The organism is Chamaesiphon sp. (assembly GCF_041737865.1).
Lineage (GTDB): Bacteria > Cyanobacteriota > Cyanobacteriia > Cyanobacteriales > Chamaesiphonaceae > Chamaesiphon.
Map to the genome: position 1 here is coordinate 61,017 of NZ_JBGSQZ010000140.1, position 13,295 is coordinate 74,311.

Sequence of the window (13,295 nt, forward strand, 5' to 3'; positions counted from 1 at the left end):
ACTTTAGGTAAATCAATCTAGACTAAAAGATGAATAGGTGGAAATATGCGATCGCAGCATTGTATTGCTGGCTATTAATTGTGAGTAATCGAGAAATTGCGATCGCTAAAAATCCGCCGCAGTCTCCATCCGATCCTCGTCAATGGACGGAAATATCTGGAGATAAACAGATCGATCTCGATTTCACTTATGCAACTACTAACAATTTTGTCAAGACCAAACTTTATCCATGCCCACGTTGTTTTCTCCGCACTGATGTCGCCATAGCAGTACGGCAAGCAAGTCAACAATTGCAACAACAAGGGTACGGTGGATTGAGACTATTTGATTGTTATCGTCCGCAACCGATTCAACAGAAAATGTGGAACATCAAACCCGATGAGCGATATGTCGCAAATCCGAACAAAGGCTCGGATCACAATCGTGGTATTGCTGTAGATCTGACAATTTTGGATCTGAATGGGAAACCGTTGGATCTGGGGACACCATTCGATGAATTTAGCCCCAAAGCTCACCATACTTATCGGGAATTATCGCCGCAAATCTTGAAAAATCGATCGCTATTGAAAAAGACAATGGCATCTGTCGGCTTTCATCATATCGATACCGAATGGTGGCACTATGCCTGGAATGGTAGTAAGCCAAATGTAGGCAAATGGGTATGGGATTGTCCAAAATAAACACACTATAGCAATCCTAAATGAGAAAATAGATTGAGGTAGGGTATGTTAGGCGACAGCCGCATGAGCACCACAATCGATACCAAAGGATGTGATTTAGGATTGCTATAGCTACTAGGTGCAGTCACAGGTAACTGTTGAGAAAAATCTAAATTTTGGCTCGGAATATGGTTGACAGTCTACAATGATCCTTAGCTTCTTCATCTGGAATTGACGATCGTGGAAAATACGCCAGACTTATCGATTGAACATCAAAATGTACCCGCCAATCATCAGGGTTTGCACGACTTTTTGTATAGTGCGGCTGACGAACATGCGGTAGCAACTAGCCAACCACAGTTAAATCTAGATAGCAACAGCGTTTTAACCCTGACAGATTGGCAAGCACTGGCGGAAAATGCTCGTGTTGCTGGGGTATATGCCGTTCTAAACAGTGCTAATCAAACTCAATACGTGGGATACTCTCGCAATGTTTTGACCTCACTCAGGGGGCATCTTGCCGAGCATGGCAGCGAGGTTTGCGCGCTGGTGCGGGTGCAACCATTTAAGTTTCCCAAACGGGAAGAGATGGAAAATTTGCGCGACAGTTGGATTGCTGAGTTGGACACAGTACCACCTGGAAATACTGGCATGGGTGGAGTTTGGGCAACCACTGTCGGTGAAATCGCTTCATCTGCGATGTCCGAGCAGGAAAAGGCTGTATATGAAGAGAAAAAGCTGAAACTGCGCCGTGCGATGGCGGATAGCGATCTGAGTCGAGAATTAGATGCTGCTGCTCTGAGCGATGAGAAAAAGCGCGATAATTTTATCGCAGCGATAACTGACGATAACTGGAGTGCAGTAATTCAAGCACAAACAGCAGAAACGATCTAGCAGCTCAGACGCAGATCCCCGACTTCTGTGAGAAGTCGGGGATCTGTCCCAAGCCATCATTAATAGTCGCTTTCAGCTACGCAGATACCTTTACATTTGATACCGTTACTGGCAGTACGTAGGCAGTGGGGACATAAGATCGGCTCATCCTTGGCTTCACTACGCGGCTGACGATTAGTCTCAGGTGTCAACTCTTCATTTTTGCGATCGCTACCGTCATCCTCCTGGGGAGACGTTGCGCGAACGGGATAGACTTCAAACGTCATAAATTACAGGCTTGAAAGATGTACGATGGGCGATCGTTCGCGAAGCGTGGGCTTTGCCCAATCGCTGTACATATCTTAACATATAGCAATTTTTAAATCGGTACCCTGGTGCGTTACGGCTTGCGCCTAACACACCCTACACTCACTTACTGCAACAAATCGCTTTTATAGCAGTCGCTCACGAGCGATTAAGATACTTTAGATCTTACTTAGTCCGCGTAGCGAAAAGTGCGTTCTTGGGGTTTCCCAACTGGGCGGGTGACCCGACCAGACAAGTGAAGCACCTTTTCAAGACAGGCGGACTTTGCTTCATGTGCGACGATTTCAATCGTTGTGCTGTCAACTGTTTAATCTACATCTGCGGTGATGACTGCTTTGACAGCATCTTTAGCTGTAGTGTGAAACTCGCGCACATTAACCCGATCGAGCAACTTAACCGCTACAATCATTGCTAGAGCTTGGAGACTAAATACTAACCCGTAAGCAACGACAATATTCGGGAAAATTGACTTGCCAATATCTAAGGCTACACCACCAAAAACTGTCGCCAACCCCTTGGCTAAAGCTTGCGACAAACCCCACGCACCGATAAATGTCCCCGCAGTTTCGGGAACGGTGAGATCCAACATCAGTGTAATTGCGCCAGTCGTCACCAATCCCGAACAGATCCCAAATAATAGCAGAGCCAGTTGGAGAAACACGGGATTGTGAGTAAAACCAGCAACAATCACCCATAGCATCGATGCCGCTACTAGCATACAACCCAATCGAGCCGTTTTCTGTTTACCCAGCTTGGGAATAAACCAAAATCCCGCCGCACTCAAACCCAGCAACGTGCCGCCGCCCCAAAAAGCGTTTAGTGCTGCTGTTTTGCCGACGGGAAGATCGAACACTTCACCACCATAAGTTTCGAGGATCGGATCTTGGATGAATAATCCTAGTGTCATCACTACCAAGAAGGTAAAAAATACCTGAGTTTGACGACTGGCTGTAAGAATGGATAATGCACGTCCTAATGATAAATGCGATCCCGTCTGCGTTCCTACCCGATTAGTAAACCGAGAATATTTCTTTTCGACTCCCCAAGTACTGACAAAAGTTAAGATCCAAACGATCGCCGGAATGATGATAAATAACCGATCGATTTGGGCTTGAACTTGAGCAATTGTCGCGTTAATTTCTAATGACTTGAGTAGTACACCGATCGTAATCGCCCCGACAATTGTACCGCCAATTAACATCGACCAATCGACTGCGACTAAGCGCGATCGATCTTCCTCGTCGGTAATATCTACTAGTAAAGTAGCAAATGGTGTCGAACACATACTCACCGACAAGCCATACAAGGCAAATACCAAACCGAGTAACCCCGCCCAGCCATAGGTAGTCACCGCCCACCCTACCTCCTTGAGGCTTGCGCCGAGTTGCCACATCACCTGTACGGCAATCCAAGCACTTGTTACCAGCCCAGCCGCTCCTAGCCAGATATAGCCAGTGCGATGATAACCAAATAACGGTTTGGTGTCGGAGAGTTGTCCAAAAATAATTCTCGCTGGAGCTACAAACAGTGTGAGGGCGAGTATTACAGTCGCGATCGTACTCGGTACCGCCAACTCTCTAATCAATACCCGATTTAGTACCCCAAATACCATCACCGACATCATCCCCAAGCCCATCTGAAAAAATCCCAGCCGGATCATCGTGGGTAACTTGACTTTAGGGAGGGGTTTACTGTGACTGGCTCGACTCAGTTCTGGACTAGATAAATCGCCAGTAGTCATAACATTTAAATATAAAAAATAGATCTAAGTCTGTCTAATTTAAACCACATATCTGAGAACTACCAATGACAGTGTTAATAAAACTTTAGATTTAGATTATTGACTAATAAGAGGATTTGTGCATTTGATGATTTGTCGATCGATAATACTTGAATAGCACAGCAGATCCCCGACTTCTTGAAGAAGTCGAGGATCTTTGATTTACACCCGCGCACACTTGACGATCGCACTAATCACACAATCCCAATCTTCATCGGACAAGTTAGAGCCAGAAGGCAAGCAGAGACCTCGATCGAATAGATCTTCCGCCACTTCACCCCCAAAGCAGTCGCAATCTTTGAAGATCGGCTGCATGTGCAGCGGTTTCCAGACGGGGCGGGCTTCGATCTGTTCTGCGGCAAGTGCTAATCGGATCTGTTCGCGATCCGCACCAAAAGCGGCAGAATCGATCGTCAGGCAAGTCAGCCAGCGGATAGCACTCCCCCAGGGAGCTTAGGGCATAAATTCGACCCCTGGTAGACTGCCCAGAGCTTTTTCATAGACTTCACAATTATGCCGTCTGGCGGCAACTCGATCGCTTAGGACGAGCAATTGTCCGCGCCCAATTCCGGCGAGAGTACCTCGGAGGATGAGATGGGGAGACGGATCGCGGGCTTGGGTTGCCAAAAACTTGGCTTTGGATGTGATGCTGGCATCTTCAGACGATTAGTGACAAGTTAAGCTTCAATCGCAATTGTCAAGCAGGTTTGACAATTTAACGATCGACCGTTTCATCGGACATTCAGCGATTGAATACATTAGCACTATCGATCGAGATTTTTGATATATAGCAGTCGCCAAGGCGATGAGGACAGCGATTGAAATCGCCGCTCAGAATGCAAAGTCCGCCTTCGCGGACTAATCTCCTAACCAATGTGGCGACTGCTATATGGTGCGATTTAACCGACAATTAAGCTACATATAGGTGTTGACATTCGATCGAAAACCTTAACTTGTCAGGAATCGGGGTACCCTACTGCAAGAGCGCGTCGCTGGTGCAAGATGTGAGTTAACTAGTTTAAGCTAAGTACTTAAACTAAATAGGGGTATACCCGAAGGCACACCCCTATTTTTGAAATAGATCGAAGACTAATCCTAAGCTGCGACTGGAACGGGATAAACGCTGATTTTTTTACCGTTTTTGCCTCTGCGCTCAAAGGTAACAACGCCATCAACTAGAGCATAGATGGTGTAGTCTTTACCCAAACCGACATTGTTACCAACGTGGAAAGAAGATCCGCGTTGACGTACGATGATGTTGCCAGCTCTGACTACTTCACCACCATACTTTTTGACACCCAATCTCTGGGCGTTTGAATCTCTGCCGTTTCTAGTACTACCTGTACCCTTCTTAGAAGCCATAATTACCTCGGATTACTAAAATTATTTTGCGATTGCTCCCCTCCAAGGAGGAGCTAGGGTGCGTTTCGGCTATGCTGCGACTGCTACAGCTTCAGTGGCGACAGCTTCAGCGATAATTGCACCATTGACACTGATAGAGTCGATCATCAGACGAGTCATTTCTTGACGGTGCCCGCGTTTTTTACGAGTTTTCTTTTTGGGCTGCATCTTGTAGACGATGATCTTGCGCGCCCGATAGTGACGCATGATGGTACCTTCAACGGTGACACCAGATACTAGTGGTTGACCGATTTGGATGCTGCCGTTATTTTCAAGTAGGAATACTTTATCGATCGATACGGTGCTTTCGACTTCACCAGGTAACAATTCGATATCATAAAAACGACCTGGCTCGACACGCATCTGCTTGCCACCAGTTTCAATAATTGCGTAAGTCATAGATTTTAGTGATGTGAAATGCCGTACGGGTAGTCTCAATTCATGTGCTGAGACATTTGTAAGCTTGCGACCCGATCCGAGCGTAGTTATAGACAGCCCCTTATTATGACAGATCGGACTCGATCGCGTCAATAATTTAATATCGATCGACCTGCATCTGAGCGGCATCAGAGAGTTGGGGAATTTCTGTATACTTACCCAATGCTGACATAACAATGCCATAAATAGCGATCGCCCACGTACCAAAGAACGCCGTGTTCATCAATACTTGAGTTACGGCTCCCGTGCCGAGAATGGGCAGCAATACGTATCGCAGCAATAATCCACACAAAGAGATCAAAATGCCGACCAGAATTGCCTGGAGCACATTAAACCGGATGAATCGACTAATCTTGGGATTGATTGCTACACCGAGGTATAGCCCAAAAAATAGCACGAAGCCGCCAATTTGATTATTATTTATCGCCAGCAATGGTGCTAATGGTTGATACAATTGCTCCACGATCGGAAATTGTTGAAAGACGAACGAACCAAAAAAGTATACATCAGCGATCGGGAGTAAGTAGACTAAACTCCCAAAAAATCTGTCTGCCGCTGCCTCTGAACCTTGCGAACTCATCCACTGATACTCCCAGATCTAACTACAACGCTCTCTTATCAAGCATACCGCACTTACTTCGACAGAACATTCCGAGGGAAAAATTCAGCCTTGGCAGAGAGCTTTTCTTTAGCCTTTGCGACTTGAGCGATATCTCCAGGATTGGTTGAAGTTTCTGATGCGCCCCCAGTACTATCGTATTTAGCCTGTAGCTCGACTTTGATACCCGCTAATGTTTTCCAGTTCATCGCTGGGTCTGTGTACGCAGTATTAGAGTTAAATTTACAAATATATTGAGGATTTGTCTCGGTTGCGTCTGTAGCTTGTGGATTAGTTACAGCTTCAGGTGGGGTTGTCGGTGAATAGCAGATGGGGTTTATTGTAGTAAGAGCAGTAGTGCTTGTTGCTACGGGATTGACACCAGTACCTGCTGGTTTAGGGTTAACGATTTGCTCTGTAGAATTAGTATAGGTTTTAGCTGAGACTATAAAGTTATCAATTTTTTTGGTTAGAGTTTTGGGAGCCGATCCGTTTATTGACAATTGAAAATTTCCTAGTTTACTTAGTGTATAAACTCTTTCTTCGATGACGTAAATTGGGCTACCGATCGGATACGCAACTTTTCTATTTTCATCGTTATTAGCTGTTGCAGTTGCGTTTAATCCCGTAGTATTAGTTATAATGCCATATTTTTTCGCAGTAGCAGTATTATTAGCATCCACTGTCTCGTTAGTTTGATTGAAAATCAGAAATTGCCCACTTAGATTGGATACAGCTACCCTTGTTACTTCTAAGGATGAACTATTACAAAAAGTATCAGTTGCACGGCTTATGTCGTCATAGGCAACAGTTGGATTAAGATCGTCGAGTTGGCAGCGGTAATCGCGGGCTTTTCTCAAAGCCCTGGGGAGAATGAGATCTAGAGTAGCCAGAGATGGCGATGGGACGGGATCTGTTGTCGCTGTTAGCGCATACTCTGTAGAAGGTCTAGCTGCAAATAATTTGCTCGATGAAGTTCCAACATCGCAATTAGCAGAAGATGTAACAATTGCTGGTGTATTATCAGCGACAATAAGTGAAAGCTTTGTGGTCGGATTTGCATTGGCAGGAATGCTCTCACACAAAGTTAATGGATCGATTACTGCTCTGCGGACGATGATTTTGGAAGATCCCATCTTCGGTCTAATGTCTTCAGTTAGGGCTATATCTTCAATAACCACTGTGTTGAATTCGATCGTCGGAAAGTTATTATCGCTGATGTTTTCGCCAGCTTGCTTGATATCATTACCAATCATATCTAAAATCACAGACATGTTTTGGTTAGACTCAATATTTCTCTTATCTTTACTGAAACCAGCATTAGCCTCAACCAAAGCATTCATGGCTAGACCGCTAACAATCAGCATAATTGATAGACCGACGATTAATTCTATTAGCGTAAAGCCTCGATCGGATTTACGTACTTTGCTGAAAATCTGTAAAGCTACCTTCAAGATCGTATACTTTAGTGCCATTATAAAATACCTCTACTTTGAATTGTCGATACTTATTAGAACAAACTGTCGGATCGGCTGGAATTGCTGGAATCGATCCGCGTGCAGGCGTTATAGCTAGTCCTTGGCAAAAAGTAACAGATGTGCGATACTGCCGTCCCATTGCTTGAGTGAGTATTCGCTCATCAGCAGTTATACTATTAAAATTATTGGGTGTGAGTAAAGGATTGGCAGTTGCGATCGGGGTAGCATTCACACAATTTTTAAAATCAACTACACTTCCATTGCTAGTATCTATTCGACCAAGACCTGCTGTAATAGAAAATTGACAGCTAACCAAATTATCATTATTGAATCCATCGGTTAATGGTAGATCGCTAATTTTTCGCGATCGAATATTATCAAATACTCGCTGAGACACAATTAAAGCACCCGTCCGAATCTCACTTTTAGAGTTATTAACCTTAGCGTATAAAAATAGCGGCATTGCATAGGCAAGGCAAACTCCCAGTGTTGTCAGGGCAATGACTGTTTCAAGTAAACTAAAGCCCTGTTCTGGGGGCTTTATTTTTACAAAGGTTTGACCTCGATATAATTTTAGGCTCATATACTTATTTTCTATATTTATTTTATAAGAAACTTAAATTTTAACTTACATATTAAACGTCACTAAAGTTATTAGTTTAATTACTATTAAAAGTCAGGATTACCTTGACTACTCAGGGGAATTAAAGTGAAAGTAGAAGGCGTACTCTCAGCATAAGTACTGATATCAATATTACCAACTTTAGTAATATCGAATGCTACTATTTTTGCTTTATTGTCGCCTCGAAAATCTTTGACAATTACTCTAGGAACAGTGTCATCAAGGATACCTCTATTGTCAAAACAAATACTCTTTCCAGTCCATTCCGACAAGGGATTTGTGATAGAACCTATTACAGGTAATGTAGTGGGTGTTTGTGGGATTCCGATATTTGGTGGCAAATCGAGATCGAGTTGTGATGCCATTTGCCAGCCATCAGTACCACCCGTAGCTGTTACCCTACAATTAGCTGCATATTCGACAGTAAAATTACGTGCGATCTCTCCTGCTGCAACAGCCTTAGGTCTGAGGCGATAAGCTTTGTTGCTAGAAATTGCTTTCGATCGAATCAGACTCAGTTGACTCTTGAACTGCAACGATCCGTCGCGGAGTGGTTTGTTTAGTGACAGCAACGAAGGTGTGGCAATTCCCATGATGATCCCAGCAACGGCGATGGTTACGATCATTTCGATTAAGGTAAAGCCTCGATCGCTATATTTAGGTAGTCGAATCGCCACAGTCAATGACTCCTCAAGAAAGTTAAGAATTTATAATTACCGATCGCATGGGCGAATGCACATTCAATACTCGATCGCCAGTATCACTACTAATATGCCCAGATATCGAGCATGAATTACTAATCGATCTTTATTTTTTTTAGATATTTTCTATCCAACCGACTATTTAGCAATAATGATAGATCGATCGATAGATTTAATCAGTGCAAACTCAATTTTAATACCTCAATCTGAAATTCAAGGTGACTGTCATCACTCAGTATTTTTACTTAGAAATGAGGATTAAATAACTTGCGTAGGTTGGGTTGCGGATGCAATCGCGCTGAGGTTTCCTCAGCGTGCGTTGCACCAAGCAGAGCCTCGAAACCCGACGCTCCAGGGATGTTGGGTTTCGAGGCTCAACCCAACCTACAAATATGTATATTATTAAATCCTTATTCCTCAGCCGATTTACTTATAAAGATAAAGTTCAGTAAATTCACGGACGATCGCATCTAAGTATAAATAACTAGTACAATCATCTTCGAGGATGAATATCGAGATTTAACATGATAAATTTAACTACTACTAATGAGTATCGGTGTCGAGTCGATCTCGATCTCTATAGTTCCCCAATTTGTCAGGGATTAGCTACTCAAGCTTCAGCGCATCGACATCTACGGATTGAATCTCTGACGCCAACGGAGCAGGCGATTCCGGTGCGATTGTGTGAGGATGATTATCCAGCTTGGTTGAAGCTTGCAGATGTCGAGCATCTGGAATTAGCTACAGATATTTATCAACCTGTAACGATCGATCGATCGACAATTGCCGCTAGCATCCCGCAAATTATCGCTTTTGCTCAAGCTGCCATGCAGGTGCCCAATCAGTACTTGTGGGGCGGTACTGTGGCACCTGATTACGATTGTTCGGGGTTGATGCAGGCGGCATTTCAGTCCCAAGGGATTTGGCTACCGCGTGACTCTTATCAGCAGGAAGCTTTTGTAGAGCAGGTGGCGATCGATAATATGTTACCTGGAGATCTGATATTTTTTGGTACACCCGAAAAAACCGATCATGTTGCGATTCATTTGGGTGACTTGTATTATATTCATAGTTCGGGGATGCAAATGGGTAGGAATGGGATTGGCATCGATATTTTGACCCCTCTGGCTGAAGATCCGGTAAGTTACGGTTATTATGCTAAGTTGCGTTGCTGTGGGCGAGTAATGAACAGCTTTAGGGGATCTTCTAGATAGGGGTACGCGGAAGAAGGGATTAGAACCCTACCTAGTCGATGATGATTTAGACTCTAGACAGGTATTAACTAAGGCAGGGATAATGATAAATGATGATAAGCTGCAAACACCTGCGACATTATCCGATCGAGAAATAGAAATAATCGAACTGGTAACGGCTGGCTTGACTAATAAAGACATTGCCGATCGATTGGAAATCAGCAAACGCACTGTGGACAACCACATTAGCAATATTCTCGAAAAGGCCGATGTCGATAATCGCGTGGCATTAGTCCGGTGGGCACTTCAGTGGGGTAAGGTTTGTCTACATGATATTAATTGTTGTTCGTTGCCAAATCGGGAATAGGGATTGGGTGTTAGGGGTGAGGCATTAGGGTAAGATCGTTAAAGCACGTTGAATGGGTATTTAAAGGCGAATGACGGCGATCGGTTCTTAATCAAGTTAAATACTTATGGATTTTAATAATTTAGTTACCCAGCTAAATGCTGGGGCGATTCTGCCAGAAGGAATCGTCATTATTACGCTGCTGGGAGTTCTGGTGGGAGACTTGATTTTGGGGCGGACGGCTGCCCGTAGTCTATCCTACTTCGCGGTGGGCGGTTTGTTGACTTCGATCGCCGCTCTAGTATTACAGTGGGACAATCCCAATCCCGTCGCATTTATCGGGGCGTATAGTAGCGATCCGCTCAGTGTAGTGTTTCGGGGAATTATTGCGCTGTCTGCTGCGGTGACAATTCTGATGTCGATTCGCTATGTGGAGCAGACTGGTACTGCTCTAGCTGAGTTTGTCACGATTCTATTGACAGCCACTTTGGGCGGGATGTTACTCTCTGGAGCAACCGAATTGGTGACAATTTTTGTGTCATTGGAGACTCTGAGTATCTCATCATATCTGATGACTGGGTACATGAAACGCGATCCGCGATCGAATGAAGCGGCGTTAAAATACCTGTTGATTGGTGCATCGAGTTCGGCGGTATTTCTCTATGGTGTATCCCTGTTGTATGGACTATCTGGCGGCGAAACTACCCTACCAGAAATCGCGATCGGCATTGCTAATGCTAATGGTAGTCTATCATTGGGCTTGGTCGTATCTTTAGTATTTGTCATTGCCGGAATTGCGTTTAAAATTTCGGCTGTACCCTTTCACCAGTGGGCACCCGATGTATATGAAGGTTCGCCAACTCCAGTAGTTGCGTTCCTCTCTGTCGGTTCCAAGGCTGCTGGATTTGCCTTAGCAATTCGACTATTAGTCACCGCTTTTCCACAGGTAATCGAGCAGTGGCATTTTGTATTTACTGCGCTGGCGATTTTGAGCATGATCTTGGGAAATGTCGTCGCGCTAGCTCAGACGAGTATGAAGCGGATGCTAGGATATTCCTCGATCGCTCAAGCTGGATTTGTGATGATTGGGATGGTAATCGGTACTGAAACTGGTTATGCCAGTATGGTATTTTACCTATTTGTCTATCTATTTATGAACTTAGGTGCATTTGCCTGTGTGATTTTATTCACACTGCGGACGGGTACCGATCGGATTAGCGATTATTCTGGTTTATATCAAAAAGATCCCTTTCTCACGCTCGCACTCAGTATCTGCTTGCTGTCGCTAGGTGGAATTCCCCCCTTGGCTGGTTTCTTCGGCAAAATCTACATCTTTTGGGCGGGCTGGAAGGCTGGTGCTTATGGTTTAGTATTGCTAGCACTAGTAACTAGTGTTGTATCGATCTACTACTATCTCCGCGTCGTCAAGATGATGGTAGTCAAAGAACCCAATGAAATGTCTGATGTTATCAAAAACTACCCCGTCACAAATTGGAATATTCCAGGAATGCGATCGCTCCAAGTCGCCACTCTAGCGACATTGATCGCGACTTCCCTCGCAGGTATCCTCTCCAATCCACTATTTACGATCGCCAATAACTCTGTGAGCAATACCCCGATGTTGCAAGCGAGTTTGGAGCGACAAGTGGCAATTAAATGAGGTATTAGGCTTTAGGTTTTAGGTTTTAGGGCTAAGAATTTAGGCTTTAGGCTGGAATGTGGGGGCTAAGTGGCGATAGCAGAATAGTTAGAAAGAAGTTGTCAACAACTTTCAGATTTCGGCTTATTTCTCAAAGCTTAATCCCTAGAGCCTAAAGTCTAAAACCTAAAGCCTTCCCCCTAACGCCTAACACCTAAAACCTAAAGCCTAAAGCCTTCCCCCATGCGAATCGTCTTCTTCGGTACTCCTCAATTTGCCGTCCCCACACTAGAAATCCTCCTCGCCGAAGCCCAGTTTCAGGTGGTGGGGGTGGTGACGCAGCCAGATAAAAATCGGGGGAGGGGCAATAAATTATCACCATCGCCGATCAAAGCAGTGGCGACGGTGCATCAATTGCCGATTTGGCAACCCGCACGGATCAAAAAAGATCCCGAAACGATCGCGGCATTACGCGATCTCGCGGCAGATATATTTGTAGTGGTAGCCTACGGACAGATTTTGTCTCAAGAGATTCTCGATCTCCCCAGATCCGGCTGTATCAATGTTCATGGTTCGCTGTTACCTCAGTATCGCGGGGCTGCACCGATTCAACGCTGCTTGACTGATGGGGTGACGCGCACGGGGATAACCACCATGTTGATGGATGCGGGGATGGATACTGGGGATATGCTCCTCAAGTATGAAACCCCTGTCAGTCTATGGGACAATGCCGATCGATTGATGGCAAAATTGGCTGTGGCGGGTGCTAATTTATTACTAAAGACAATCGTCGAACTCGATCGGATTACACCCATCCCCCAGGAGCATACAGCCGCCACTGCCGCACCACCGATTCAGAAATCAGAATACACGATCGACTGGACTCGATCGCAGATCCAATTACACAATCAAATTCGCGGCTTGTATCCCAACTGTGTCACTACCTTTCGCACACAGCCGCTCAAAATAATGGAGACAGTACCATTAGCTACTGAGCTGCAAGCGGAACTACCTATAGAAATTCACAAGTTGCTACCAGAAATAGCCAGTCTCGATCTCAGCACTAGCGTACCTGGTACCGTCGTCAAAATTGTCAAAGGTTTAGGCCCAATTGTTCTCACAGGCTCTGGTTGTCTACTCCTGCGGGAAGTGCAACTAGCTGGCAAACGTCCCCAATCTGGCACCGATCTTGTCAATGGGATGAGATTGGCGGAGGGTGAGGTATTGGGTTAGTGCAGAT

Annotated in this window: 13 protein-coding genes and 2 pseudogenes; 6 read left to right on the forward strand and 9 right to left on the reverse strand. The window is 44.8% G+C overall.

All coding sequences use genetic code 11. The features are described 5' to 3' along the window. The first annotated feature begins 29 nt into the window (after window positions 1-29). Together ACEW9J_RS10155 and ACEW9J_RS10160 are read left to right on the forward strand one after the other, a co-directional pair. Window positions 30-680, forward strand: a complete 651-nt coding sequence (locus ACEW9J_RS10155) for a M15 family metallopeptidase (protein WP_373545003.1) — start codon at window positions 30-32, stop codon at window positions 678-680. Window positions 681-899: 219 nt separating this feature from the next. Then, window positions 900-1,553, forward strand: a complete 654-nt coding sequence (locus ACEW9J_RS10160; protein WP_373545004.1) for a GIY-YIG nuclease family protein — start codon at window positions 900-902, stop codon at window positions 1,551-1,553. 59 nt (window positions 1,554-1,612) lie between these two features. Here ACEW9J_RS10160 and ACEW9J_RS10165 read toward each other — a convergent pair whose 3' ends face one another. The 9 genes and pseudogenes from ACEW9J_RS10165 to ACEW9J_RS10205 form a co-directional block, all read right to left on the reverse strand. Then, complete coding sequence (locus ACEW9J_RS10165) at window positions 1,613-1,819, reverse strand: hypothetical protein (RefSeq protein WP_373545005.1); 207 nt, start codon at window positions 1,817-1,819, stop codon at window positions 1,613-1,615. A 347-nt stretch (window positions 1,820-2,166) separates the two neighbouring features. Then, window positions 2,167-3,600 (reverse strand): BCD family MFS transporter, encoded by a 1,434-nt coding sequence (locus ACEW9J_RS10170; RefSeq protein WP_373545006.1) that lies wholly within the window; start codon window positions 3,598-3,600, stop codon window positions 2,167-2,169. A gap of 201 nt (window positions 3,601-3,801) precedes the next feature. Then, window positions 3,802-4,302: pseudogene (locus ACEW9J_RS10175) on the reverse strand (DegT/DnrJ/EryC1/StrS family aminotransferase); the annotation flags it as partial. 432 nt (window positions 4,303-4,734) lie between these two features. Next, a complete protein-coding gene (gene rpmA / locus ACEW9J_RS10180; RefSeq protein WP_373539033.1) occupies window positions 4,735-5,001 on the reverse strand; it encodes a 50S ribosomal protein L27 in 267 nt (88 codons plus the stop codon). Between the two features lie 69 nt (window positions 5,002-5,070). Further along, window positions 5,071-5,439: a 50S ribosomal protein L21 gene (gene rplU / locus ACEW9J_RS10185; protein ID WP_373545007.1), complete on the reverse strand. Its 369-nt coding sequence runs from the start codon at window positions 5,437-5,439 to the stop codon at window positions 5,071-5,073. Between the two features lie 136 nt (window positions 5,440-5,575). Then, window positions 5,576-6,058 carry a Tic20 family protein gene (locus ACEW9J_RS10190; protein ID WP_373545008.1) on the reverse strand — a complete coding sequence of 161 codons (483 nt, stop codon included), beginning with the start codon at window positions 6,056-6,058 and terminating at the stop codon, window positions 5,576-5,578. A gap of 53 nt (window positions 6,059-6,111) precedes the next feature. Next, window positions 6,112-7,551: a PilW family protein gene (locus ACEW9J_RS10195; protein ID WP_373545009.1), complete on the reverse strand. Its 1,440-nt coding sequence runs from the start codon at window positions 7,549-7,551 to the stop codon at window positions 6,112-6,114. Next, complete coding sequence (locus ACEW9J_RS10200; RefSeq protein ID WP_373545010.1) at window positions 7,493-8,137, reverse strand: hypothetical protein; 645 nt, start codon at window positions 8,135-8,137, stop codon at window positions 7,493-7,495. Before ACEW9J_RS10200 ends, ACEW9J_RS10195 begins: the two co-directional genes overlap by 59 nt. An 86-nt stretch (window positions 8,138-8,223) precedes the next feature. Then, complete coding sequence (locus ACEW9J_RS10205; protein ID WP_373545011.1) at window positions 8,224-8,853, reverse strand: Tfp pilus assembly protein FimT/FimU; 630 nt, start codon at window positions 8,851-8,853, stop codon at window positions 8,224-8,226. Window positions 8,854-9,401: 548 nt separating this feature from the next. Between ACEW9J_RS10205 and ACEW9J_RS10210 the strand changes: the two genes are divergently transcribed. From ACEW9J_RS10210 to fmt, 4 genes and pseudogenes are all read left to right on the forward strand, one after another. Next, window positions 9,402-10,091 carry an NlpC/P60 family protein gene (locus ACEW9J_RS10210; protein ID WP_373545012.1) on the forward strand — a complete coding sequence of 230 codons (690 nt, stop codon included), beginning with the start codon at window positions 9,402-9,404 and terminating at the stop codon, window positions 10,089-10,091. Between the two features lie 49 nt (window positions 10,092-10,140). After that, a pseudogene (locus tag ACEW9J_RS10215) lies at window positions 10,141-10,437 on the forward strand (LuxR C-terminal-related transcriptional regulator); the annotation flags it as partial. 106 nt (window positions 10,438-10,543) lie between these two features. Next, window positions 10,544-12,076 (forward strand): NAD(P)H-quinone oxidoreductase subunit N, encoded by a 1,533-nt coding sequence (locus ACEW9J_RS10220; protein ID WP_373545013.1) that lies wholly within the window; start codon window positions 10,544-10,546, stop codon window positions 12,074-12,076. A gap of 222 nt (window positions 12,077-12,298) precedes the next feature. After that, window positions 12,299-13,288, forward strand: coding sequence for a methionyl-tRNA formyltransferase (fmt, locus tag ACEW9J_RS10225; RefSeq protein ID WP_373545014.1), 990 nt, complete (start codon window positions 12,299-12,301; stop codon window positions 13,286-13,288). Window positions 13,289-13,295: the final 7 nt, after the last annotated feature.